The sequence below is a fragment of the Flavobacterium xylosi genome (genome assembly GCF_042787345.1).
Taxonomy (GTDB): Bacteria; Bacteroidota; Bacteroidia; order Flavobacteriales; family Flavobacteriaceae; genus Flavobacterium; species Flavobacterium xylosi.
Genome location: NZ_JBHZPZ010000001.1, coordinates 276,980 through 303,877 on the forward strand (window position 1 = coordinate 276,980; position 26,898 = coordinate 303,877).

The 26,898-nt window shown below is 34.1% G+C and carries 14 protein-coding genes; 1 reads left to right on the forward strand and 13 read right to left on the reverse strand.

Features of this window, described 5'->3' with window-relative positions:
- Positions 1 to 254 precede the first annotated feature (254 nt).
- The 9 genes from ACFX5E_RS01285 to ACFX5E_RS01325 form a co-directional block, all read right to left on the reverse strand.
- Positions 255 to 1,331, reverse strand: a complete 1,077-nt coding sequence (locus tag ACFX5E_RS01285) for a family 16 glycosylhydrolase (RefSeq protein WP_379853356.1) — start codon at positions 1,329 to 1,331, stop codon at positions 255 to 257.
- A 193-nt stretch (positions 1,332 to 1,524) separates the two neighbouring features.
- Positions 1,525 to 2,409, reverse strand: coding sequence for a glucan endo-1,3-beta-D-glucosidase (locus ACFX5E_RS01290; RefSeq protein WP_379853357.1), 885 nt, complete (start codon positions 2,407 to 2,409; stop codon positions 1,525 to 1,527).
- A 17-nt stretch (positions 2,410 to 2,426) separates the two neighbouring features.
- Positions 2,427 to 4,043 carry a hypothetical protein gene (locus ACFX5E_RS01295; protein ID WP_379853358.1) on the reverse strand — a complete coding sequence of 539 codons (1,617 nt, stop codon included), beginning with the start codon at positions 4,041 to 4,043 and terminating at the stop codon, positions 2,427 to 2,429.
- A 20-nt stretch (positions 4,044 to 4,063) separates the two neighbouring features.
- Positions 4,064 to 5,584: a RagB/SusD family nutrient uptake outer membrane protein gene (locus ACFX5E_RS01300; protein ID WP_379853359.1), complete on the reverse strand. Its 1,521-nt coding sequence runs from the start codon at positions 5,582 to 5,584 to the stop codon at positions 4,064 to 4,066.
- Between the two features lie 11 nt (positions 5,585 to 5,595).
- Positions 5,596 to 6,237 carry a SusC/RagA family TonB-linked outer membrane protein gene (locus tag ACFX5E_RS01305; RefSeq protein WP_379853360.1) on the reverse strand — a complete coding sequence of 214 codons (642 nt, stop codon included), beginning with the start codon at positions 6,235 to 6,237 and terminating at the stop codon, positions 5,596 to 5,598.
- Between the two features lie 3 nt (positions 6,238 to 6,240).
- Positions 6,241 to 8,649: a SusC/RagA family TonB-linked outer membrane protein gene (locus tag ACFX5E_RS01310; RefSeq protein ID WP_379853361.1), complete on the reverse strand. Its 2,409-nt coding sequence runs from the start codon at positions 8,647 to 8,649 to the stop codon at positions 6,241 to 6,243.
- Positions 8,650 to 8,886: 237 nt separating this feature from the next.
- Positions 8,887 to 11,688 carry a helix-turn-helix and ligand-binding sensor domain-containing protein gene (locus ACFX5E_RS01315; RefSeq protein ID WP_379853362.1) on the reverse strand — a complete coding sequence of 934 codons (2,802 nt, stop codon included), beginning with the start codon at positions 11,686 to 11,688 and terminating at the stop codon, positions 8,887 to 8,889.
- A 253-nt stretch (positions 11,689 to 11,941) separates the two neighbouring features.
- Positions 11,942 to 12,628 carry a glycoside hydrolase family 78 protein gene (locus tag ACFX5E_RS01320; protein ID WP_379853363.1) on the reverse strand — a complete coding sequence of 229 codons (687 nt, stop codon included), beginning with the start codon at positions 12,626 to 12,628 and terminating at the stop codon, positions 11,942 to 11,944.
- A gap of 2 nt (positions 12,629 to 12,630) precedes the next feature.
- Positions 12,631 to 19,323 (reverse strand): putative Ig domain-containing protein, encoded by a 6,693-nt coding sequence (locus tag ACFX5E_RS01325; protein WP_379853364.1) that lies wholly within the window; start codon positions 19,321 to 19,323, stop codon positions 12,631 to 12,633.
- Positions 19,324 to 19,991: 668 nt separating this feature from the next.
- Here ACFX5E_RS01325 and uvrA point away from each other — a divergent pair.
- A complete protein-coding gene (gene uvrA / locus ACFX5E_RS01330) occupies positions 19,992 to 22,787 on the forward strand; it encodes an excinuclease ABC subunit UvrA (protein ID WP_379853365.1) in 2,796 nt (931 codons plus the stop codon).
- A 4-nt stretch (positions 22,788 to 22,791) separates the two neighbouring features.
- On the opposite strand, the gene ACFX5E_RS01335 is transcribed toward uvrA, so the two are convergent.
- The 4 genes from ACFX5E_RS01335 to ACFX5E_RS01350 form a co-directional block, all read right to left on the reverse strand.
- A complete protein-coding gene (locus tag ACFX5E_RS01335) occupies positions 22,792 to 23,091 on the reverse strand; it encodes a hypothetical protein (RefSeq protein ID WP_379853366.1) in 300 nt (99 codons plus the stop codon).
- Positions 23,092 to 23,476: 385 nt separating this feature from the next.
- Positions 23,477 to 24,943 (reverse strand): oligosaccharide flippase family protein, encoded by a 1,467-nt coding sequence (locus tag ACFX5E_RS01340; protein ID WP_379853367.1) that lies wholly within the window; start codon positions 24,941 to 24,943, stop codon positions 23,477 to 23,479.
- A gap of 51 nt (positions 24,944 to 24,994) precedes the next feature.
- Complete coding sequence (locus tag ACFX5E_RS01345; protein WP_379853368.1) at positions 24,995 to 25,612, reverse strand: hypothetical protein; 618 nt, start codon at positions 25,610 to 25,612, stop codon at positions 24,995 to 24,997.
- The gene (locus ACFX5E_RS01350; RefSeq protein ID WP_379853369.1) at positions 25,605 to 26,897 is read right to left on the reverse strand and encodes a glycosyltransferase family 4 protein; all 1,293 of its coding nucleotides are present in this window, start codon (positions 26,895 to 26,897) and stop codon (positions 25,605 to 25,607) included. The genes ACFX5E_RS01345 and ACFX5E_RS01350 overlap by 8 nt, the downstream gene beginning before the upstream one ends.
- Position 26,898: the final 1 nt, after the last annotated feature.

Sequence of the window (26,898 nt, forward strand, 5' to 3'; positions counted from 1 at the left end):
CTAAATCTAGATAGATTAATCAGATAGTGAGATTAATTGTTAATCTAAAGTTTTCAACATTAGTGACATTTAAAAATAAATTTTTAATTAAATACTACCGTTCCTAATCTTAATAATAATAATATTGATTTCGATAAATACTGATGCCGGTGTCAGACAAGTGCTATTTACACCAATCTGCCTAATTTGTTTTGGTGAATTTTATTATCAAAATACTCCGACATCAATATTCATTTTTACAATTACTAAAAAAATTAATTAAACACTCTTATGTAATCAACCTCGAATGTTGAAGAAACAAAATTAGGATCTATTGCGCCGCCAAAACTCCCTCCCATAGCGCAATTTATTATCAGGAAAAATTTCTGATTAAAAGGCAAACTAGAATTATTAGTGAAAGTTTTAAATAATACATCATCGATATAAAATTTAATTGCATCTGCTCTCCAGTCTATTGCATACGTATGAAATTCAGTAGTTGCAGTAGTATTTGGAGTTACAGTAGTTGTATCCGGATTTCCACCAGAACGACCAGGAAAATGAAGCGTACCGTGAATTCTATTTAATTCATTACCTTTATGTTCCATTATGTCGATTTCTCCACAAGCAGGCCATCCTGCAGTAGAAAAATTATCTCCAAGCATCCATAGTGCTGGCCAAGTTCCGCCGTTTGCGGGAAGTTTTGCTCTAAATTCTATTCTTCCGTATTTTATTGAAAATTTTCCTCTTGACAAAAGACGTGCCGAAGTATAATTACTTCCTTGGTAACTTTCTTTTTTTGCAATTATCTTTAAAACACCGTTCTCTACTATAACGTTGTCTGCTCGATTAGTATAATTCTGAGATTCATTATTACCCCAACCACCGGCTCCTAAATCATAAATCCAATTTGAAGAATTTGGCGCACCATTAGTATTAAACTCGTCTGCCCATATTGTTCCTGTTGTAACGAACACAGTTATCGTTACAGAGGTGCTAGTTGACTTTGATCCATTATAGGCTGTGACAGTGATCACGTAATTATTCGTTCCTGCTGTTTTATAGCTATAACTATTTGTCCCACTTATGGCATCTTGAGTAGTGCCATCTCCAAATGAAATTTTATACGTGGTTGCATTGTTAGCAGTAATCATAAAATTAACTATACCACTGCCATCTCCATTTGGGTTAAGTGCAGTTTTACCACCAATTTCTGTTCTGACTACAAGATTTGAGGGTGTAAGTTCTTCTGAAGTAGAAGAACCTCCTTCAGAACAGCTAGATGAAATTGACAGAAGAAGCACCGCTAGTATGAAAAACGGTTTAAAAGTGTTAAAGATTGAACTTTTCATATGTAGATAATATTTGTTTTTTAAAGGAATATGGAATTGCTTTGTCTGTTCGCTTACGCTCGGGTCGCATATCTTCATTGGTGTTTGCGACCGAATTTAAAGTCATGCTCATTTTATAAAAATATTTTTATATTAAATTATATGTAAAAAAAGGCGTTAAATGATTTAACGCCTCTTTTTACAAATTTTGCATTTATTCAGGCACTATTGTAAACCACCATTCAAATCCATTATTACCGTCGGCAGTACTTAAAATCATTTCGTTTGCCGATCGTTTAAATATTCTGTACTTGTGCGTTCCTCCTACATAATAGCCTATAAAACCCTTCCCTGAAAGGCTTATCGTCTCAACACCACTAGGAGCTGTTATAGTATATTGTCCAGCATTATTTGTGAAGGGATATTGAATAATATCATCTCCGTCCGCTACTCCTCCCGGACCGTTTAGTTGCTCAATTAACACCTTACGACCAAAAACCCATTTATCAGCCCCTACATTGTGCGAAAAGCTGCCGTTTGAATTAAAAGTAAAACGGTCATCGTACATACCTGTATTAGATTTTGAATTTGCAGGAGCTCCATAATATTCAAAAGGCACAGAACCACCTACTGGTCCTAAACCAAAGTGGCCATTCCCCTCTGCTTTTATGCGCCAAGTTCTTGAACTATTACCAGTTAAACTAGTCACAAGTTCTGCTGGTGGAACATATACAACTGAGACCTCTATTTCGATAGTTGTGCTAGTGGTTACTCCACCTGTTCCGCTTGCAACGACAGTTATTGTATATTTATTAATACCTGTATTTCCAAAATTATACGTTAGCTGTCCAGATGCTTTTACAGTTTCTACTCCATTATGAATAAATTTATACGATATAGCATCGTTAGCTTTAGCTGTAATATTCACAATTCCGGATCCATCTCCAAAGGGACGAGCAGTAGTCTTACCAACAATCTCGGGAGTTATCGTTAAATTAGTTGGAGCAATAATGTCTCCAAATTGATAGTTTTCTGTTTCACAACTACTAAATAGTATTAGCGTTACAAGAAAAGTTAAAAAATATTTTATAGTCTTCATCTTCTACTTTTTTTAAATTAAATTCTTACTAATTTATAAGACCAAAATACACCTGAACCACTTTCAATAACAATATTCATAGTATTATTATTATCGGTAAGCGTCACCTTGTAAGTTATTGAATTTGGCACAGGTACGTTTGGCAACTCCCCAGCATTGTTAGCTTTCGGAAGTCCTACATACGATCCCCTACCTGTAATTGTTAAATTTAGTCCAACTGCATCATAAAGATAGGTTGCTCCTGCAGGGCCATTATAAGGTGCTACTGGCGCTCCACATGCATCGTTCGCTACACCCTGCCAAGCTTCGAGCCATGTGTCTGCTCCCAAAACATTACTGAAAGATCCGTTTGCAGAAAATACATAGGTATCATTATAATAACAAGCTCTTTCTGCAACTTGTGTCGCATTAATTGAAAACCACTCACCACTTCCTGCTGATGGACCTACTTTTAAAGAACCCGGCTCAGAGGCAAGTTTCCAAGTTCCTACTAATCCAGCTGAAGGGGTAGCAGCTTTGTAAAAATAGATATTGTCTATAAAAACGGTTCCTGCGGCCCAAGGCGTACCAACAAATTTCAATTGAAAAATATCAGCAACCGTAAAACCACCCTGACTTGTAAATGCCGAAATTGGAATGTCTATGCTCGTCCATTGATTTGCAACAAGGTCTCTTACTATAGGTCTTTCTCCGTTCGATTTACTAATTAAAGAGGTTTCAATTTTTTGAGCATCTGCAGTCCAAACATCTAGGTGTATAAATTCCATTCCAGATACATTTACTGTTACATTATCTGCTAATGCAATTCCTTGATAGCTCAATTTACTGTATTTCAACATTTTATCGCCATTAAGATCAAATTCACCCCAACTACTTCCTTGACTTCCTTGTCCCCAATCTGGAAAATAATTTGTTCCTGCAACATTGGTGTAAGCCGAACTATAAATAGAAATTACATTGGCAGTTTGTCTTGATGGTGGAATTGGTGCTGAAGCGGTAGGTTGTACGATAGCAGTAACATCAAAACTAGTGGTAAACTCTGTAGTTTTTATAGATGCACTTTTAGAAACCACTCTGATAGTGTATTTACCTGCTTGTTTATAAACATAAGAAGCTATTTTGTCTATATTAGCAGAAACTGGTGCTGTAACGCCTGCTTCGCCAAAATACACATCAAACATAGTTGCGAACTGAGCAGTGGCGGTCACATTTACTTTTTTAGAAACAAGTAAGTCGTTTGTAATTGTGACAACTAAATTTTGGGGTGCTTTTAAAGACACTACTAAACTTTGAGTTGTTTCTGTCTTTAATCCAGTAATTCCAAAAGCAACTATTTTTACAGTATATGTTCCTTCTTTGTATATATGAGAAGTACTTTTTCCTTGAAGCACATAAGCTGGGTTCGCAGATGCACTATCGCCATAAAATATATCATAAGATACTGCACCTTCACCAGCAGGAGTTATCGTTACAAGACCCGTATTGTCCTGAGTAATATTATAAAACGCAGCCACATTAGTTGGCGCAACCGCGGTTTCTATAAACGAAGTATCATCGTCAATACCATCTACCGTGCAGCCTATGGCCATAGCCAATAAACATACGAAGCCGAAAATAAATTTTATATTTTTCATTTTTTACTTTTTTAAATTTTTTAATATATCGGGTTTTGTGCCCAATTTCCTGCCGAGAATTGAATCTCTTCAATAGGTATTGGAAATAATTCATTTTTTCCAGCAACAAATCCAGGAATCTCCTGAGCTGCTTTACCAGTTCGCACTAAATCAAAGAAACGATGTCCTTCGCCAGCAAGTTCTAATCTTCTTTCTGTTAAAATAAAGTCATTTAATGCAGTGCCAGATGCGGAAATTCTATTGTTTACATTACCAAAAGCTCGATCTCTAACTAAATTTAAATACGTTGTAGCTTTACCATCATTACCCGTTTTATTGTATGCTTCTGCAGCCATTAACAGCACATCAGCATAACGAATGGCTCTATAATTGTTTGGACTTGTCAACTTCACATCTCCTGCAGCCTCAGCTCGTCTCTTTCTTGGTATGTATTTTCTGTTGAAAAAGCCAGTGTCCTCGTTTTGTTTGGTGTAACTAGTACCAGGATTAGCAGGAATCCAAGTAGTCATATCCAGAATGGTTACTGCTTTTCTAAGATCACCAGCTGCAAAAGCATTCGCTATTTTAGGGGTAGGAAGATTAAAGTTGTTTCCGTCTGCAAATACGGGTCCTTCATAAGCAAATGGGCCTGCAAAACCTACCGCTACATTGCCTTCTACATTCTGTAAACCACCATAACTTCCTCCCTCAACATCAGTATATTGAATTTCAAAAACTGCTTCTGGACCATTTTCTCCAGCGTCTTCAAATATGCTTCCAAAAGGAGTTAGACCAGCGGTGATTTGTTGCGCTGTTAAATCTGAAGTGCTTACCAAACGATAGTTTCCTGAAGCAATCACGGTTTCAAGGGCAGTAGCAGCTTGTGCATACTTTCCTTGATACAAATACGCTTTGCCCAATAGTGCAAATGCTGCACCGCGGGTAGCTCTCCCCTTTTGTGCTGCTAAAACGCTCAGGTTTTGAGAAGCGTAAATTAAATCGGCTTCAATTGAAGCATAAACTTCCTTAACAGAAGAACGTGGAATAGATTTTTCATCTCCTGGAGCAAATCGTTTGTCTCCATTCAGTGGAATCCCTCCAAACCATTTTACCAATTCAAAATGATAATACGCTCTAAGAAAACGAGCCTCAGCTATAATTTGATTTTTACCAGTAAAATCAATTTTATCTTTAAATTCTAAAATATAATTGGCTCTTTGCACTCCGGCGAACATCCAATCCCACAATTGTTTTATTTGAGCATTTACAGGCGTGTGAATCATATCATCAACTGACTGATATCCTGGGACGTCATTAGGCCCATTTCCGCCCGCAAAGGTATTATCAGAGGCAATTTCGCCCATCAAAACATTGATAAAGGAGGAATGTAACATATCATAAGCCCCAATTAAAGCTTGATCATAATCGGATTTTGAATTAAAATAATTCTCAGAGTCAATGGAGTACTGAACAGGTCGTTCAACAAAATCATCGTTACAAGAAACAACTGACGTTGCAAAGATTGCCAAAGTTGCTATTGTTATATAAATGTACTTTTTCATATTTCTTATTTTTAGAAATTAATATTTAAACCTAATAGATAGGTTCTAGGTATAGGGTAAAAACCATCATCTATACCGCCTCCAATAGGGGCCCCATTAGAAGCACCTGGATCATACCCTTTGTACTTTGTGAAAGTGTACAAATTATTTACACCTGCATATAATCTTAATTTAGATATACCTGATTTTTCAATAAAACTAGGATTTATAGAATAACCTAACTGAGCACTTTGTATTCTGAAATAAGAGGCATCCTCTACAAAATAATCTGAAAATACTCTATTCGTGTTTGCTCCAGTACTCACTTTAGGTACCGTATTACTTGATCCTTCACCAGTCCAGCGGTCCAGTACATAAGTTAATCGATTTGCATCGTCGGCGATACTTTCATAATTACGAACCATATCATTCCCAACAGAAGCAAAAGAATAAAGAGAAAAATCAAACCCTTTATAATTAAGTTGTACATTGAAACCCATAGTAGCCTCTGGAATTGGATCACCAATATCAGTTCTATCATCAAAGCTGATTTTGCCATCTCCATTCACATCAACATATCTTAGGTCTCCCGGAGCAGCATTCGCACCTACCTCTAATTGTGATGGATGAGCATCTACTTCCGCTTGATTTTGAAAAATTCCATCCGTTTTCAACCCTTAAAAATAGCCTATTGAATGACCCACTTCCATTCTCGAAGGTGGTTGCTGACCTATACCAAAAACACCACCCTGCAGAAAATCCGCTCCAATTATTTCAGTAACATTATTTTTTAGTAGTGTTACATTATATCCTAAACTCATGCTGAAGTTTTCAGAAAACTTATTTTTATAGTTTATCGCAAACTCAAAACCTTCGTTTCTTACCGTACCCGCATTAATTGTCGGATTAGATGCACCAGGTGCAGCCCCTCCTAGAATTCCAGACACTGGAATACCAGGAATTAACAAATCTTCTCTTGTATCTATAAAATAATCAGCTACAATATTTATTTTATTGTCTAATAAATTGACATCTAACCCAATATCAAGTTTTTTGGCTTGTTCCCATTTTAGTTTTTCATTAGGAATCTGCCCTGTCGCCACTCCATTGACTAAAGTGTTGTCAAAAACATAGGTAGATTCACCCGACAACTGCGAAATATAACCATTATTTGGTATTCTGTCATTACCAACAATTCCGTAGCTTCCTCTTAGTTTCAGAAAATTGATGACCTTAGACTCTCCAAAGAAACCTTCATCAGAAATTAACCAACCTGCAGTAACCGACGGGAAATATCCTGCTTTATTTCCAGGACCGAATTTGGTAGATGCATCACGACGATACATACCCGATAATAGGTATTTGCCTTTATAATCATATTGAACCCTCGTGAAGTATGATAATCTTCTTTCGTCGTAAACGTATGAACCCGATGGATTTACACCCAATGGTGGCGTTCCTCTAGCCAAGGCTATGTCCGCAAAATCCCAAGAATTATTAGGCACATCATAACCTGCACCAAACAAGCCATTTCCGTATTCTCTAAAAATGGTATTTCCTACCATTGCAACAACCTTGTGATCCTGAGCAATAGTTTTAGTATAGGTTGCAAAAAGGTCAAAAGAATAATTATTGTCGTTTATTGCACTTTGAGAAACAGAACTTCTAGGGGTATTAAACACTTTTCCACTTCCATAATCTAGCATTTTAGCAAAAGTTTTACCTTCACTGTTCGCCGATTTAAAACCTAGATTGCTAGAAATTACAAAATCTTTAAATAGTTTATAATCTAGTCCGAAATTACCGCTGATTTGTTTAAAATTATAATTATTATACGTATTGTCAATTTGCGCTAGTGGATTAATCATTTCGTTTCCTAAACTTCCTCCTGGAAATATAGAGTAATTGCCATTGGCATCATACGGTTTTATTGTTGATGGCGCATTTAGAGAATTTAAAAGCACCGATGCATTTCCATTTTCCAATAAGGTTCTTCTATTAAAATAGGTATAAATAACATTTGATTTTAATTTTAATCTTTCTGATACGTCAGCATTCAAGGAAACTCTTGCTGTGTTTCTTAAAAAACCAGATTTATCTCCACCAATAATTCCCTCTTGATCCAAATGCGAACCACTTACCGAATAAGAAATTTTATCGGATCCTCCAGAAAAGGTCAAATCGTGGCTAATAACAGGAACGCCTGTATCAAAAACCTCGTTTTGCCAATCAGTTCCTCTACCCAAGTTTGAATTTAATATAGGATAAGGTACAGGTTTACCGCCATTAGCATAACTTTCGTTCAATAAGGCAGCATATTGCGTAGCATTTAAAGTAGATAAGGTTTTTGCGCTTTCTTGAAATCCAGTCCAAGTATTAAATGAAAGCTTACCCTTGCTATTCTTTTTTCCAGTTCTGGTAGTCACTAAAATAACACCATTTGCTGCAGCAGAACCATAAATGGCGGCTTGGGCATCTTTAAGTACCGTAATAGTTTCTACATCATTAGGATTTAACAAGCCTAATTCTCCGATATATCCATCAATAATAACAAGCGGCGCAGCGTCTCCATTAGTAGCGATACCACGGATACGGATATCTAATCCAGCACCAGGAGAACCTGAAGATGTAGTTACATTAACCCCCGACACAGTTCCTTGCAATGCTTGTTCTATTCTAATTGGTTTCAAAATGTCTAAAGCTTTACTATCCACTACAGATACAGCTCCTGTTACTTCTCTTTTTTTCTGGGTACCATATCCAATTACAACTACTTCTTCTAAACTTTTAGCATCTTCCTGTAAAGAGATACCTAGGGTCATATTACTAGACATGACTTTATATTCAAAGTTTTTGTATCCTAAATAAGAGAATACAACTGTTGATCCAGACGATATTCCTTTTAGGGAAAATCTACCGTCAAAATCTGTTGCCGTTCCTTTTGTGGCATTTTTAATTTGAACATTTACTCCAGGTATTGGTAAACCAGAACCTGTCTCTTTTACAACTCCTCCTATATCGTACCCTTGGGCATACCCAAAAGTCGAGAGAAATAGAAAAATAATTAATAGATAGTTTGACTTCATAATTTATGTTTTTTGTGAATTATAAATTTATGAGTATGAGCTAATAATAAATTAAAAAGAACCACAACAAAAAACATACAATTCAAAAAAAACTCCAATTAATTCCCGATTCTTTAAAAAAACGAAGAAATTAAGAAGAAATTAAGATTCAATGCTTGTTACAGAACCAAAAAAAACCACAACAATAACGTTAATGTTGTGGTAATGTATAGTTCTATTAACAGAATATGGAGAAAACTATACAGCCAAAATGTACTCAACAAGGCCTTGTTCGTGCGATAATTCCATTTTTTTACGCAAACGGTATCTTTTTATTTCCACGCTTCGGACCGAGATATTTAATAAAGGGGCAACTTCTTTGGAGGAAAGATTCAATCTAAGGTAGGCGCAAAGTCGCAAGTCATTTGGTGTTAATAATGGATGTGCCAATTTAATTTTTTTCAAAAAGTCCTTATCTGCATTGTCAAAAGCTTCTTTAAAAACACTCCAGGTATCGTCCTCCGAAATATTTTTATTTATCGTTGATATTACTGATTTAATACTTCTGTTTCCATCATCATTCGTTTTTTTCAAATCCTCTTTTATGAAAGCTAACAATTCATTTTTACTATTCAAACTCATCCTAGAAACAGCCAATTCTCTACTTTTGGCATCAACATCCTGCGAAAGCTGTTCATTTCTGACTCTCATTATTTCCTGCTCATTTTCAAGCTCTTTAATTTCCAATAAAAGATTATTCTCTTCTATCAGTTTTTCTTTTTGCTTGTGGTAATAATTTTTATAGGTTTTATGGATGAATCTTACTAAAAAAAGACTGAGAATCAAATAAACAAAAATTGCTAAATTACTTTCATACCAAGGCGTAAGAACCCTAAACGAATATACCGCCGTATTTTCTAGAGTAGAATTGGCAAATTTTGATTTGACTTTAAACACATAGTCTCCGGGAGGCAAGTTTTTGAAATTCACTGTGGGTTTTGCATTCCATTCACTCCATTCCTCTTGAAATCCTTGCAACAAAAATTGATATTCAGCATTGACATATTTATTATATTCAGGAACAGTATAACTGAAAGTAATATTGTTGTCATCGTATTTAAAATGTCCATTTTCTTGAATAGATCTATTTGTCAAAGGTTCATTCAACCTATTGGTGGCTATATTCGATATTAATACATTATATTTTTTAAAACTCAAATCATTTATATTCATCGTATAATACCCATCAGTAGTTCCGATAAGGTAATCAGAATTTGAAATTTGTGATATATTTTCAAATCCCAACATAGAATTAGTCAATGAAGCGGGAATTGGAATTACATTTTGCTTAAGCTGATTGCTCAATTTACTTACTGAGAAATAGTGAATATAGTTTTTTGAAAACAACCAGATTTTATTGGAATTATCAACAATTAGCTTTCCTGATGTATATTCATCTTTTTCAATAACTGAACTCAACAAATTATCTTTTTCAAATTGTTTCGTTTTAGTATTCAATTTAAAAATGCCCTCCTTATAAGCATAGTAAATTGCATTATTAAACTTTGTCAAGCTGGCATTTTTCCCTTTTTGTGGAGTTACATAGGTTGTAAAACCATTCGTTTTAAGCAATTTATTATCTAATTGCAATCTGAAAACGCCTTTGTATTCATGGCTTACATATACTTCAAGCGAATTGGTTATTTCGAAATATCGTGCGGAATAATCAAATCCTTTTATTTTATCTCTAAAACGCCATTGAGTATCCACTTTTTCCAATACTGAAATTCCATAGTAATTTCCTTGAAGCAACATCCCTTTTTGATTAGGAACAGTTTCAAACTTCCAGGTACCTGATTTAGGGAATATATTCCTTGCAGCGCCATCATCAACAATAAATGTTCCGGAATCATGACCACAAAATAAAGTAGCGTCGTATTCAAATAAAGACCAAACTTGGCCCTTTGTGCCATTGATGAATATAAATTCATCATTAGTCTGATAATTTTTATAAAATAATCCTTGATTGGTTCCTATATATAATTTTCCATTGTACAACTTTGAGGTATATATTGTCCCCAGATTCCCTGTGTTATCAACAAAATTTTGAATAGGCGATTGAAGATTAATACAGTTGATACCGTTATCTAAACCAACCCAAAGATTTTTATCAGCATCCTCAAATAAGGATAAAACAGTATTGTTGCTCAATCCTTTATTCTGATAAATATGATATTTAATTTTCCCTTCTTTGTTTAAAATAAAAATACCATTAGAAATCGTCCCAAGTGCATAACTGCCATCAGAAAGCAACTGACTACTATAAACGCTACTGTCGTATAATTGAGAATCGGCCTCCGTTGAAAATTTAGATAAATCATTCCCCACCAATTTATAAAAACCGTTTAATTGGGTTTGAATTAGCAGCCCTTCATCAATAGAAAAAACGTTGACTATCTTATTATTTTTCAACACTGGATTATTGGAAACTAATCTTCCTTTTCCGCTTTCTATTTCAAAAAGTCCTTCGTTAATAGTTTGAAAATAGATAGAATTTTTAGTTCTAAAAGATTTAGTGATATTATTATTAGGTGCAATTATTTTAAAACTTCCTGTTTTAGAATCATAAATATAAATTCTGTTCAACGATTGAAAAATAACCCATTGATCGTAATTTAATATGTTCCAAAACTGTTCATCATCAAGAATTTTACTTTTTATAGTATTACTCAAGGAAGTGTATTTTAGTTTTCCGTTGCTTTGTCTTTTCCAAAAACCAAATTCCATGTAACATCCAGTATAAATCTTATTCCCAATGACTTTAACAGAACGAACAATAGTTTCGTTTGGTGATGGATACAATTCCCAATTAGATCCATTGAACTCTAAAAGACCATCATTATTAGCAAAAAAAACATAATGCTGATAATCTTGCGAAATCATCCAGTTTTGATTACCCGCACCATAAGTTGTTGGAGCATATTTTACAATTGGAGGCAATTCCTGAGAAAAAGCTATAACAAATATAAAAAATAAAAGAAAGGTAATTTTTGTTTTCAAAGGAAGTGCGGTATTAAGATTAGATAACATTAATAAAAAAAATAATTCATTACTAAATGTTGAAAATATAATTTGACACTTTTATTATTAAAAAATACAAATCACAAAGCAAAAATATGGTAAAAAACCAAGAATTGCATCTTATCCGAATTATTTATCAAAGTAAAATTAATTTCATATCCATAAAATAAAAGAGTGCCCCGGATATCCGAGACACTCTTTTTCAATACAATAACTTTAATTATGAGAGTCCTTAATTTGTTCTAAACTTCCAAGTTTGACCAATCGTTTCCCCTCCTTTGTCATCTTTAACAACAACTTTCCAATAATACTCTTTTGAAGCAACTATATTAACGTCTAGTGATATTGCTTCTTGGTTTACACCTGCCTTTTCTGTTGGTGGATTGGTTGTCCCAAAATACACATCAAAAACAAGTTTATCTTGAGCATCAACATCCTTTGCAGTCCATTGTAATTTTGCAGTTTTTGTAATCAAAACAGAATTTAATTCTGGTGATACAAGATCTGGTGAGAAAGGCAAATAATTTACCACACCATCGCCCGATGTATAAAAACTAAAAACAGTTGAATAGGTACTTGACAGATTTTTATTATCGGTTGATTTCACTCTCCAATAGTAAGCTGTAGCTTTTTCTAAAGTAAAATTTTGATAGATGGCCGAACTCTCAGTTGTCATTACAATATTCGAAAAACCTATATTTTTCGCTACTTGAATTTGATAGCGTATAGCGTCATTATTAGAATCTGTAGCAGCATTCCATTGAAAGCTAACGGAGTTATTGGTACACAATTTATTGTTTACCGGAGAAACTAATGTTGGCGTTGTTGGCGCTACATTTGGAGACTCTACTGGCGCGTCATCATTACCACATGAGATAAAAAAGGCGCTAACGATTGATAGATATAAAAACTTTTTCATCTTTATTTTTTTATAATTTTTAAATACGATGGAGTGTCTAAATACACTTTTGCAATATAAATTCCATCCGTTTGACCTTCAAGACTCACTTTTACAGTTCCATTTTCTAAAGGATATGATTTGCTTGAAATAAACATAGAATTCAAAGAGTATAAATCTATAACAACCTCTTTTCTATTGGTTGGAATTGCAATTTCAAAACTTCCTGAAGTTGGATTTGGATAAGCCGCACAAGAGTCTAAAATACCTTCAATATTTTTAGAATAAGTACCTTCACATATTTTTGCTGTTTTTACTTCTAATAAACTATCCTTGTTAACATCTACTGTAAAAGTTGAAAAAGGGGTTTCAAATTGCTCTTCTCCATCTAAGTAAACTTTGTAAGGAGCCGTTCCTTCAGTCATTACAACAGTCAGTTTATTATAAGACAATTTATTAGTTTTTCCTGTAATAGTTGACCCTTTTGGAACTACAGCCGTAAAGCTTTGTGAAGAAGATTCCCCTTTAACAGAAATAGAAATAGTATACACTCCCGGAGCTAGGTTAAAAACTCTTAAACTGTTAGTAGTAAACTCATAGCTTTTATCATTAATAATCGCTATATAAGTATGAGATTCTAAAGCTTTAATGTTTATTTCCCCATTTTTTTCACCCAAACACGTTTCACCAGTTGTTTCAATGGTAAAGTTATTTGATTTTAAATCTCGAACAACATCTATGTTTATAGTAGTATTGCCGTTTCCTGAACTATTTGTACCTGTTACAGTATACTTAGTTGATTGACTCAATGCCGATGGAGTACCACTAATTACCGCAGTTGAAGTATCGAAATTTAACCCTGCTGGTAAAACTGGACTTATTGTATAACCATTTGAAGGAACTAACCCTCCACTATTAACTATTGTCAAAGCATAAATTGGTTTTCCTACTAGGTAGGTCTGCGAAGCAACACCATAACTTAATTCTGGTTTCTTAGTAATTTCCAACATCTTCACATCATCAAAATAATAGATTTTTTCAGTTCCTTTTGTACCAAATCCGAAGAAAATAGTCGCTTTATCATAGATGTAAGCAAGATTCAAAGCAGCCGTACCCGATACTTGTTTTGCAAAATCAAATTCAACTGTTTCCCAACCTTTAGCAGTAGTGACTGTACTTTCTGTTTCTACAGTACGATTTTTATCCGCATGATCTTCTACTTTTAATCGAATGATTGTTCCTGCATCTGGAGACCAAACACGAACACTCATTTTAGTAACGCTAATTGAAAAAGGAATTTTATTTTTAAAGCCTAAACCAGCAGCTGCAGAAATAGTTGTTCCAGCCCAAGTCTCTGATACAGCAGGTTTCACCACTTTAGCGACTTTGTTTGTTGCCAATGTTGGATCTTTTACAATGGTAGAACCTTCAGCACCACCAAACCCTATTAGAGAATAATCTACAGTAGCATCGTCAAAAGTAACTGGCAAATCCATTTGCACCAACAATGTAGTGGCGTCTCTCCAGAAGTAAAAATTATCCAAAAATACATTTGCTCCTTGAGTTCCTGAAGTTAACTTCATTTGAAACACTTTAGATAAATCAACGCCTGGCATTGTAGTTGAATTTAAATCCAAATCAAAACTATTCCATCCTGTTTTTGTAGGAATGAATTTGAGTGCTGCTTCTACACTTCCACCTGGTGTTTGTTGTACGAGAGCAAGACTAACCGATTTTGCATCATTAAACCATAAATCAATATGTACTTTATTCATGTTCGACACATTGAAAACTTCTCCATCAGCAAGTGTAATCCCTTGATAAGTAAAGTCTTTTAACAATCGTGCATTATCACCTGCAACAATAACAACATCCGAAACAACAGTAGATTGTCCCCAACATTGACACCAGTTTCCTGCTTTGTAAACTGCATAAGCATCACTAAAAATAGATTTAACATCTGCTAAATTTCTTACAGGAGGTATTGGAGCAGCAACAGTTGGATTGTCAACTGGAGGAGCTACATAGTTAGGATCAAAAAGTTTTTTGGCCGAAAATTTAATATCGTCAAAATACAAAACTACATCTGAGTTTCTAACTGGATCTGTATCTGATCTGAAATCTGGAAAAACAACAAATTTATTAATCATTGTTGCATCACCACTTTTAATAAATGAAGATATATCAAAAGTCATTAACTCCCATTCATTAATTTTTGTATTATTCTTTTTGATTTCAAAAGTTGTACCGTTGAACTTGGTAGCCATTTTAATTCCAACTGGACTAATAACTGACTTGTAAACCAACATGGCTACAGTAGTAGATGTAGCATCTAGTTCCCATGTTCCTATAGTTCCACTAGCAGTTTCACATCCAGCATAACGTTGTCCTGCTGGAATTGCTGTAAATTTACCCACCTTATCTGAAGTATTAATCCCAGTTTTTGAAGGATTGTTTACAAATTCAAATCCAGTTTGCCCAGGATTTTCGAAAGAATTCCATGTCCCAATCACACTACCTGTCTCAAAAGAAACCAAATAATTAGTAGATGGCACAACAGGAATTGACGCTTGTTTAACATCATCAAAATAATAAGTAGAATTGGCACTTCCATCTCCTACGGTTCCAAAATCAAATATGAAAACCATAAAATCGGCCACATTATTGGTACCTACATTTGTAAAATCAAAAGTTAATTCTTCCCAAGTGTTTGCAGTAGTAACCCCTGTGGATTCTTTTTCAAAATTTCCAGCGGTACCTTCAAACTTTAATAAAAGTTTTTTACCCGCAACTGGAGACCAAACTTTTACTTTAAACAATTTGTTTGTTGTAAAGTCTACTGGCGCAGCCATTTTAATTTTGCCACCTGCCCAAATTGCTCCAGCACCTTTTACCATTTTGGCAACATTGGCACTTGTATTTATACCATTACTTTGAGGATTAGCAACTTTTGTCGTTACACCACCATCAAAATCTACAAAAGTATAAGTAGGTGCTTCAAAATCTAACGGAAGTGTTGCTCCTGTAACCGGAACCGCACCAGCCGATTGAGTAATTTCGTCAAAAAGATAGGTTGAATTAGCACTTCCATCTCCTACAGTTCCCAAATCAAATATGAAAACCATATCTGACGCCGTATTAGTTGTACTCACATTCGTAAAATCAAATGTTAGTTCTTCCCAAGTATTGGCAGCTGTTATTCCAACAGACTCTTTCTCAAAATTGCCATTTGGACTTTCAAACTTTAATAGTAGTTTTTTACCGGCAACTGGTGACCAAACTTTTACTTTAAATATCTTTTTAGTCGAAAAATCAACTGGAGAAGCCATTTTTAATTTACTTCCTGCCCACGGTTGACCAGCTCCTTTTACCATTTTGGCAACAGTCGCTGTAGTGTTAATTCCTGTTTTGTTTGGGTTAGCTATTGTAGTAGCTGCACCTCCGTCAAAATCTACAAAAGCAAACGTTCCTGTTTCAAAATCTAATGGTAGCGTTGGTCCTGTAACCACTGGTGGTGTAGTTCCTGGCTGTGTAATTTCGTCAAAATAATAAGTTGAATTAGCACTTCCGTCTCCAGCAGTTCCTAAATCAAATATAAAAACCATATTGTCATTTAAGTTGTTTACTCCTGCAACTCCTGTATAATCAAAAGTTAATTCTTGCCAAGTATTAGCAACTGTTGTAGCCACTTCTTTTTCGAATGCTGCTCCAGCTCCTTCAAATTTTAATAATAGTTTTTTACCAGCAACTGGTGACCAAACTTTTACTTTAAATATCTTTTTAGTCGAAAAATCAACTGGTGAAGCCATTTTTAATTTACTTCCTGCCCATTGTGCACCAGCGCCTTTTACCATTTTGGCAACAGTATTTGTCGTGTTTATTCCGGTTTTACTCGGGTTGGCTATTGTAGTAGCGGCACCTCCATCAAAATCTACAAAAGCAAACGTTCCTGTTTCAAAATCTAATGGAAGCGTTGGACCTGTTACCACTGATGGCGTAGTTCCTAGCTGAGTAATTTCGTCAAAATAATAAGTTGAATTAGCACTTCCATCTCCAGCAGTTCCTAAATCAAATATAAAAACCATATTGTCATTTAAGTTGTTTACTCCTTCAACTCCTGTATAATCAAAAGTTAATTCTTGCCAAGTATTAGCAACTGTTGTAGCCACTTCTTTTTCGAATGCAGCTCCAGCTCCTTCAAACTTTAACAATAGTTTTTTACCAGCAACTGGTGACCAAACTTTTACTTTAAATATCTTTTTAGTCGAAAAATCAACTGGTGAAGCCATTTTTAATTTACTTCCTGCCCATTGTGCACCAGCGCCTTTTACCATTTTGGCAACAGTATTTGTCGTGTTTATTCCGGTTTTACTCGGGTTGGCTATTGTAGTAGCGGCACCTCCATCAAAATCTACAAAAGCAAATGTTCCAGTTTCAAAATCTAATGGAAGCTTTGGACCTGTTACCACTGCTGGTGTACTACTACAAGCTGTACCCACTTCATATTTAATGTATTTTGTAACCGATTGACCTCCTGCATAAGCAAATTTACAAGCATAACTTAACAAAGCACCAGCCACTTGGTTGGTTAATTTTGCCTTAAATATTTTACTTCCAGCCGGATCATTAACCATTGCAGATTCTGCAAAAGGACTTTCTTTCCATAAACCAGCAACAAGCCCATCCCTTTGATCTAATAATTCAAAAGTAATATTTACATCTGTACCTACAGTTTCAAATTTAGCCTTGTAGCCTGTGGTAAATGAACCTTGACTTGCTTGGGTTAAAATTGCATCACATACAAGTGCTGGTGTTTGAACCGATGATTTAGAAAAAGTAATATTATCAAAGTAAGATACATTTTGAGTTGATCTAGCCTGATAATCCAATGAGATATTAATTGTCACTATATCAGTTGATTCAATTTTTCCAATTTGATTGTAAAATTCAAATGATAGCTCTTCCCATTCATTAATTTTAGTATTTTTAACTTTTATCTCTCCAAGTGAACCTCCGCCAGCTACTGCAAATTTTAATGCAACATCACTGATAACGGTTTTGTAAACCATAATTTTTACCAAAGAGTTTTTAGTATCTAACGTAAATTTACCTATATCATTCGTTTTACATCCTGCATTTGTAGCACCTGCAACGGTAGTTGTATATTTACCAACAGTTGCTGATGTATTAATACCAGTTGCAAAAGGATTTGCCACTTTTTCATATCCTTCAGGTCCTGCGCCATTGTCAAAATTTGTAAATGTCCAAGATGCACCATACCCACCTGTTTCAAAAGTAACAGGAGCATTCATTGACAGCGAGGCATTCACGTCTTTTACAAAATAAATATTATCAATATAAACAGTTGTTCCAGCAGTTACTGATTCAAATTTTAATTCTTTTATACTTTTTAAATCTAAATTTGTGTAGTCTACTAAAGCAATATCAAATGAATTCCAACCTGATAAAGTAGGATTCACAATAATACTTTTTTCGGATCCCGTAGTAGGAACCAAAAACACTTTCAAAGCAGTACAATCAGGAGACCATACATCCAAATGAAGTTTCACCATATTGGAAGCATCAACAGGACTTTGCAATACTACTCCTTGATAATTGAAGTTAGAGTATTTTTTGGTCGCATTTCCAGAAACAAGAACCTCACTATAAACAGTAGATTGACCCCGATTTGGATTCCAATTGGTTCCTGCCAAATCGGTATAAGCACCACTAAAAAGCGAAATCACGTTTGGTGCAGCAGCAGTTGGTGTAGGTGCAGCAACGGTTGGTGTTGTTGGTGCAATACCATCACAGAAACTACCAACTTCATATTTTATATATTTTGTTTTCGATAAACCGCCAGCATAAGCAAATTTACATCCGTAACTTATTATATCACCCTTGGACTGTCCAGTTATTGTTTTGGTAAAAATTCTAGAACCAGCAGGGTTATTAGTCATCTGAGTTTCTCCAAAAGGAGATTCTCTATGTAAGAAAGCAACCAAACCATCTTTTTGATCCAAAAGTTCAAAAGTAATATTCACATTTGTACCAACGGTTTCAAACTTGGTTTTGTAACCCACAGCAAATGTACCTTCTAGCGCATCTGTTAAAATAGCATCGCAAGCCACAACCGGCGGAGGAACTAATGATTTTGAAAAAGTAATGTTATCAAAATAACTTACTGTCGCTACGGGTCTGTTATCTGTTAAGTCCATAAACAGAATCAATTGATCAATAGCACCCGATTTAGTAGCGCCAATTCTTGAAGTAAAATCATAAGTTAACTCTTCCCATTCATTGATTTTGGAATTTTTAACTATTAATTCACCGTTAGAACCACCATCGGCCTCAGCAAATTTTATCCCAACATCACTAATAACGGTTTTGTAAACCATTATTTTAATGGTGCAATTAGAATAAGATAGTTTGAAAGTACCTAAATCAACACCATGTTTGGATTGACAACCAGCTCCTTTACCTCCTAAATCATTACCTGATAAAGCGGTATACTTCCCAACGGTTTCCGAGGTATTACCACCCGTTTTGAAGGGATTTAGCACTTTTTCAAATCCAACTGAGGGACTTGGTCCATTATCAAAATTGGAAAAAGTCCAACTGGCCCCTTGCTGTCCTGTTTCAAAGGTTATCGGCGCATTTTGTGAAAAACCCAATGCACAAAACATTAAGAAAATTAACAAAGTAAATTTTTTCATAGAATTTAGTTTTAACGTTGATCAAATTTAAGTTTGAAATAAAAAATACCTTAAAAAATATAGTGTGTAAAAACTATACCGAATTATAAAAAAATAAAAAAGCGAAAGAGTTTAATAATCAAAAGACAAAAACAAATAAAAAACAACTAATTGAATAGACTTTAAAATGAAGTATTTACAAAATAAAGGAAATGTTGTGGTAATGTATAGGAAATCACTACAACGTTGTATAAAGAATAACTTGATTTTAACCATTAATTAAAATAAAAAACATAATAAATTTGCCAAATAATATATATATTCATAATTATATGTGAAAAATTCCTATTCACTCTAAGGAGAATTAGTCAATAAATTCCGCTTAACTCTACAAGATACAACATAAGGATTTCCAACAATTTTGTTTGCGGTCAGTTATTCTGCGTAAGATGTAAATAATTTACATACTATTTTCATAGAATTTCAAAGAATATCATTTCAAGTGAGGCGTCAAACACAATACAATAAAATACGGAATTAAGAAGTAAAAATACTGTTTTGAGATTAATTCAAATAGTATTAAAAGCTCAAATCACAGAACAGAGTCAGCCTGTACACTAATAATTGTATTTATTTCTTTAGCCTTTCTCAGTTGAAAATTGATTACTTTTGTGAAAATTATTGATTTTATGCAAGTTGACCTTTCTACATTAGACCCTAAGAAAAATATCATCATAAAAGGCGCACAAGTACACAACTTAAAAAATGTAGATGTTGCGATTCCCAGAAATAAATTAGTGGTCATAACCGGACTTTCGGGTTCTGGAAAATCAAGTTTGGCTTTTGATACTTTGTATGCCGAAGGGCAACGCCGCTATGTAGAAAGTTTGTCATCCTATGCAAGACAATTCCTTGGCAGATTAGACAAACCAAAAGTGGAATATATCAAAGGAATTGCACCAGCAATTGCGATCGAACAAAAAGTAAACACTACAAATGCCCGTTCTACCGTAGGAACTTCAACTGAAATTTACGATTACATAAAATTGCTTTTTGCCAGAATTGGTAGAACGTATTCACCGGTTTCTGGACGGGAAGTCAAAAAAAATACGGTTACTGATGTTGTCACTGAAGTAAAAAGCTTCGAGATAGACAGCAAATGGTTACTCCTCGCTCCTATTCATCTTGAAGAAGGAAGAAAACTGGAAGACAAACTAAAAGTGCTTCTACAACAAGGATTTGCCCGTATTTTAGTTAATAACGAAATGGTTCGTTTAGACGATTTACCGGATTCATTAGGCGAAAAAGACATCTTTCTAATTATTGACCGAATTGTAGTCAATCACGAAACTTCGGGAGAAGAAGAGTTCTACAACCGTCTTGCCGATGCGGTACAAACCGCTTTTTTTGAAGGAAAGGGAATTTGTCACTTGCAGGAATTAAATTCAGATAAAAGATATTCATATTCCAATAATTTTGAACTAGATGGCATTACCTTCTTGGAACCAAATGTTCATCTATTCAGTTTCAATAATCCTTATGGAGCCTGTCCAGTTTGTGAAGGCTATGGGAATATTATAGGAATTGATGCCGAATTAGTAGTCCCAAACACTACTTTATCAGTATTCGAAAACGCTATTTTTCCATGGCGTGGCGAAAGTATGAGTTGGTTTCGAGATGAATTGGTAAACAACGCCTACAAGTTTGATTTTCCTATTCACAAACCTTTCTATCAGTTATCAGAAGATCAAAAAGAATTGATTTGGAATGGAAATGAGTATTTCCAGGGACTAAATGGTTTCTTTAAAGAACTGGAGGAAAAAAATTATAAAATACAAAACCGCGTAATGCTTTCTCGCTATAGAGGGAAAACCAAATGCTACTCCTGCAAGGGAAAACGCCTTAGAATAGAGGCTTCCTACGTGAAAATTAATTCTAAAACAGTTTCGGATTTAGTTGATTTACCTATTAAGCATCTCGTTCGTTTCTTTGAAAGCATTGATTTAGATGTTTACGAGAAGCAAATTGCAAAACGTTTATTAGTAGAGATAAATAATCGTTTATCCTTTTTAACAGAAGTTGGTTTGGATTATCTTACTTTAAATAGAAATTCAGCAACACTTTCCGGAGGAGAATCACAACGTATCAATTTAGCCACTTCACTGGGAAGTAGTTTAGTGGGTTCCATGTATATTCTGGACGAACCAAGCATTGGTTTACACCCAAAAGATACGGAACGACTTATAAAAGTGCTGTTATCGCTACGTGATTTAGGCAATACAGTCATTGTGGTAGAACACGATGAAGACATCATGAAAGCGGCAGATATGATTATCGATATTGGCCCGGAAGCGGGAACTCTTGGTGGTAATTTAGTCGCTCAAGGTACTTACGACGAAATCCTAAAATCGACTTCACTTACAGCAAAATATTTAAACGGGGAATTAGAAATTACCGTTCCCAAAAAACGAAGACCTTTCAAGAATTTTATCGAAATAAAAGGTGCCCGAGAGAACAATCTTCAAAATATAGATGTTACTTTCCCACTGGATGTATTAACTGTAATCACTGGAGTTTCAGGAAGCGGAAAAAGTACGCTTGTCAAGAAAATTTTGTTTCCGGCAATGCAAAAAAAGCTGGACAATGTAGGTGAAAAAGCAGGTCAATTTACCGAAATGATAGGTTCATTTTCACAAATCAAGCATATTGAATATGTAGACCAGAATCCAATAGGAAGAAGTTCTCGTTCTAATCCGGTGACTTATATCAAGGCCTATGATGATATCAGGGAGTTGTATGCAAAAGAAAAATTATCAAAAATAAGAGGCTATCAAGCCAAACATTTCTCTTTTAATGTTGATGGTGGAAGATGTGAAACCTGCAAAGGAGAAGGTTCCATAAATGTAGAAATGGTTTTCATGGCTGATGTTCAATTGCCTTGTGAAACCTGTAATGGAAAACGATTTAAAAAAGAAGTTTTAGAAGTTGCTTTTGAAGGCAAAAACATACACGATATTCTAACCATGACTGTTGATGATTCCATTGCTTTTTTCACAGCTCATAAGCAAAATAAAATCATTCAAAAATTGCAACCGCTACAAGATGTCGGATTGGGATATGTACAATTAGGTCAATCCTCTTCTACTCTTTCCGGTGGAGAAGCGCAACGTATAAAACTCGCTTCTTTCTTGGTAAAAGGAGCGACAAAAGATAAAGCTCTTTTTGTTTTTGACGAACCTACAACAGGACTGCATTTTCATGATATCAAGAAACTATTAGCTTCATTTGATGCCTTGATAGAAAAAGGCCATTCAATAATTGTAATTGAACACAACCTAGATCTGATAAAATGTGCAGATTGGATTATTGATTTAGGACCAGAAGGTGGCGAAAATGGCGGGAAATTATTGGCTGTAGGAACTCCCGAACAAATCGTAAAAATAAAGGAATCAGTAACCGGAAAATATCTTAAAGAAAAAATATAAAAATCTATCCGATATAACAGTTTTCTTCAAAGGTATTTCCATCTTCATCGATAGCAACTAATATCTTTTTTTCTTTGGAAGACACATAAGTCTGATAAATCCAAGGTATAGTCCACAATCCTAATGTAACGCAGCAAATTAGAAAATTGAAACCATGATCTACTGCTTTACCATCTTTAGACAAAACGGCAAACGGTAATTTATCATTTCTTTCTTCAATTACAAATCCATTGCTAATTTTATTAGCAATAATATTTGAATATTTTTGTAAATTATCTTCACTTGTGATTTGGGAAATATTCATAATTATCATTTTTATTTTGGCTAATTAATTTTACTTTTTTTAATCAACTTAGACAAATAATTAATTACAAAATTAAGGGTTCTATATAATTCATACAATACCCACTTTTAGTGATTTTTCAATTCGCCCAATAATTTATTATTTTTAAATATTAAATTACAGTACAAATATATTTTTAAAATCATTCCCAAATATTACATAATAGTTAGACAGATTTACAAAATTTACATTTTAAAAAAAGAAAATCATCTAAAAATCCCCCAGATTGGAGTAATGAATTCGTAATGTTAAGCATTGCGATGTTTATTAAAACAATATGACTATTCGTCACTTGTACCAATGTGTTTAATTTTGTCGGTCTATTTCGAGTTACAGCAAGCCCAGATTACTTTATTTTTAATCTTTTCAAAACAGTATTTAAGACTTGGTTTATTTCGATGGAAATGGCAAATTTATAATTGATATACACATATAATATAGTCACTAAAATCGACTTAATTCCGATAGCAATAATAGGATGAAAAGGGAACTCCCAGAAATAAAACAGTAGAAACAATATAAAAGTAATCACAATAGAATATAAAGTTTGATTTGTAAAAGGATACAAATGCAAACGCTTAACAACGAAAAGTAATTTGGCTAAGCTATATAGAGTAATCGATAATAAAGTTGCGAAGGCAGAACCCATAATACCATAAATTGGAATAAAAATCATATTCAATCCTACAGTTAAAACAACCAAACCAACGCCCAAAAATAAAACCGTTCGGTAATATTTTGTGTTGAAAATAATAGCATTATTATTCCCCAAAATCAAATCAAAATATTTAGAAATTCCAATCATAAAAACCACCAGGATACCTCCACTGTACTCTTTAGGGACCATTTCATACAATTGATTGATATTAACAAAAATACCCAACATTACCAAACCACCAACTACTTGCAGATTGATCGAGGTTTTTTTGTAGAGATCATTGAGTTCTTCTTGTTTGTTTTCATGCATTAATCGTGCAGTAATAGGATAAACTATTTGATGCATCGCACGACTGGGAACAGATATTACTAATGCAATATAGGTTGCAACAGAATAAAACGCAATATTCTCAATATGCATGTACTGATTAAGAATCATTTTATCCCCATCCAAAAGTAAATTAGCAACACTTCCCGATAAAATTATATAAAAAGTATAGGTCAATATTTCTTTAGTGTTTTCAGGGATTGAAAACTGAAAAGTGGGCTTCTGAATACTAAATGCATAGAACATAGTTACCAAGAATGCCAGAAAATACAATCCGGCTGTTGCATAAACAAATCCTTCCACAGTAAGCCAATTGTAATAAACTCCAATCAATAGAAACAGCGAAAATAATCTCAAACCTACTTCTTTAATGAAATTACCAAAAACAGAATGCATGTGTACTCTTGCCCAGGCATAAAAGATTTCGAAATAAGCCATACACAATCCAATAAATGGTATCAACCAGATATAGCTTTTGACGATGGCATTCTTTTTTGATAAAAAGAACAAAATTTCATCATAAAAGAAAAGTCCAATGAGTAACATTGGAATTATTAATAATAAAGGGAATAAAACAGTAAAGGATAAAAAACGAGATTTTTCATCCTCAGTTTGATATTGAGAATAAAATTTCACCAATGTATTTTGCATCCCAATGGCAAATAATGGCATAATGACATTCGCGCAAGAAGTTACGTAATTTGTCAAACCATAAAAAGTTGCTCCAAGAAAAACAGGATACAAATAAATAGTGTTTATCCCGCCAATTCCAAATCCAATATAGGTTATTACGGTGTTCTTTAAGGACTGATTTAATACTATTCCCATTATTTTGTCATTGCGAGGCACGAAGCAATCTCACTTTTAATTTACGATTTGTTATTCAGCACAAATATCATTATAATATTGAACCAACTCTAAAATTTTATTTTTTGAAAATTCTCCAATACCAATTTTCTTGTTAATTACTTCACAATCCGAAAAATACTTTGCTGCTTTTTTATAGAAACTGCTATTTAAACTTGTAGGATGTTTTTCGTTTACTCTTTTAACATAAATTTCTTCGGCAACATTTTCTATACCACTTCTATAAGAAACAAAATTATTGGTAACAAACTGGTTATTAGGATGATTAAACCCATTTGAATTAATAGCAAAACTCTGAAAGATCTTACTAACTCTTGCATATAAGGTAACATTACCTTCCTCGACAACTTCTAATAATTGAGGTTCTGGTTTAGAAAATTCTCCAAGTGAAACATACTCGAATTTTACAGTTGATTCAAATCCCAAAAAAGTAATACCTTTTACCATATCATAAGACCAACTATCTGGTTTGCTGTCTAAAGAAGCTCTGAATAATATATTATTTTTATTTATACTCCCAAATCCATAAATGGAACTTCCATCATTAAAAAAAATGGTAGCTTCTTGATCTTGGCTTAATACAAAATTTGCAATTAGTATAAAAATAAATGTTATGAACTTCTTAATCATAATTGTTAATCAATTGTACCAATTCTTTGGTTAAATTTTTTCTGGAATATTTCTGCAAACCCACCCCATTTGATTGAAGTTTGCCCTGCAAAAACTGATTATAAAAATCCGAAATTACACTTTTTAATCTCCTTTTTTCAGAATAATCTAAGAACACTCCCGTATTGGTGTTCATTATGATTTCGGCAAAATCAGAATCCTTTGGACCAATCGCAATAATAGGTCTATTAGAAACCATATATTCGAATAATTTTCCTGGAACTATGCTTTTGGTATCTTCCGAATTGATTTCAATAAGCAACAAAGCCTGCGATTTCCTTTGATGCACGATCGCTTCTGAATGTGAAACATAACCTAAATTATTCAAATAGGAATTTAATCCAAATTGCGAAATGCTCTCTAAAACCTCCTGACTTACCGCTCCAATCAATTTAATTTCCAAATGCGAATTGAAATCAGGAATTTCATTAATTAATTCGACTAAACTTTCCCATAAAATAAACGGATTTCTTTCGGATAGAAAAGAGCCAATGTGTGCCAAACTAAATTTCGTGTCCAAAATTTGTTTTTCTACATTCTCATCATCATAACCATTGGTAATTACCGCAATGGGCTTGCTTGTAATCGCTTCAAACTCCGTTTTAGTAGTTTTGCTGGTCACGATAATTGTATCGGCACTATTCAAAACCTGATGTTCTAATGCTTTGTGCTTTTTGGCCGCATAATTCGACAATCGTAATGATTTATGATAACCAATTGTTGTCCATGGATCACGGAAATCAGCAAACCATTTAATATTTAATTTTTGTTTTAATTCTAATCCAATGAGGTGCAAACTGTGTGGAGGCCCAGAAGTAATAATGGTATCAATATTATTTTCTTGAATATATTTTTCTAAAAAAGAAACCGATGGTTTTACCCAAAAAACACGAGCATCCGGAATAAACAAATTTCCTCTTATCCAAAGTAACGTTTTATCCAGAAAACTTTGTTTCTTTTGATTTGGGATAATCCCGGAGCTAATTTTCTTGGTTTTATTCTTCGAAAAAAAAGAAGCCAGTTGATAGGGTTCAAAAATCTTCTGTTTTAGAATAATCGCTTTATCCGAAACTTCTTTAACCAAATTTTCATCTGTAATTGGGTACGTCGGATTCTCCGGAATATACACAACGGGCTGAATTCCAAAATCAGGCAAATACTTGACGAATTTTAACCAACGCTGTACGCCAGGACCTCCTGCCGGTGGCCAATAATAGGTTATGATTAGGATTTTCTTTGGTTCCAAG

Bases quoted from the DNA above. Each gene is read 5' to 3' on its own strand.
- ACFX5E_RS01285 (WP_379853356.1), bottom strand. From the start codon at position 1,331: ATGAAAAGTTCAATCTTTAACACTTTTAAACCGTTTTTCATACTAGCG.
- ACFX5E_RS01290 (WP_379853357.1), bottom strand. From the start codon at position 2,409: ATGAAGACTATAAAATATTTTTTAACTTTTCTTGTAACGCTAATACTA.
- ACFX5E_RS01295 (WP_379853358.1), bottom strand. From the start codon at position 4,043: ATGAAAAATATAAAATTTATTTTCGGCTTCGTATGTTTATTGGCTATG.
- ACFX5E_RS01300 (WP_379853359.1), bottom strand. From the start codon at position 5,584: ATGAAAAAGTACATTTATATAACAATAGCAACTTTGGCAATCTTTGCA.
- ACFX5E_RS01310 (WP_379853361.1), bottom strand. From the start codon at position 8,649: ATGAAGTCAAACTATCTATTAATTATTTTTCTATTTCTCTCGACTTTT.
- ACFX5E_RS01320 (WP_379853363.1), bottom strand. From the start codon at position 12,628: ATGAAAAAGTTTTTATATCTATCAATCGTTAGCGCCTTTTTTATCTCA.
- ACFX5E_RS01325 (WP_379853364.1), bottom strand. From the start codon at position 19,323: ATGAAAAAATTTACTTTGTTAATTTTCTTAATGTTTTGTGCATTGGGT.
- uvrA (WP_379853365.1), top strand. From the start codon at position 19,992: ATGCAAGTTGACCTTTCTACATTAGACCCTAAGAAAAATATCATCATA.
- ACFX5E_RS01335 (WP_379853366.1), bottom strand. From the start codon at position 23,091: ATGAATATTTCCCAAATCACAAGTGAAGATAATTTACAAAAATATTCA.
- ACFX5E_RS01340 (WP_379853367.1), bottom strand. From the start codon at position 24,943: ATGGGAATAGTATTAAATCAGTCCTTAAAGAACACCGTAATAACCTAT.
- ACFX5E_RS01345 (WP_379853368.1), bottom strand. From the start codon at position 25,612: ATGATTAAGAAGTTCATAACATTTATTTTTATACTAATTGCAAATTTT.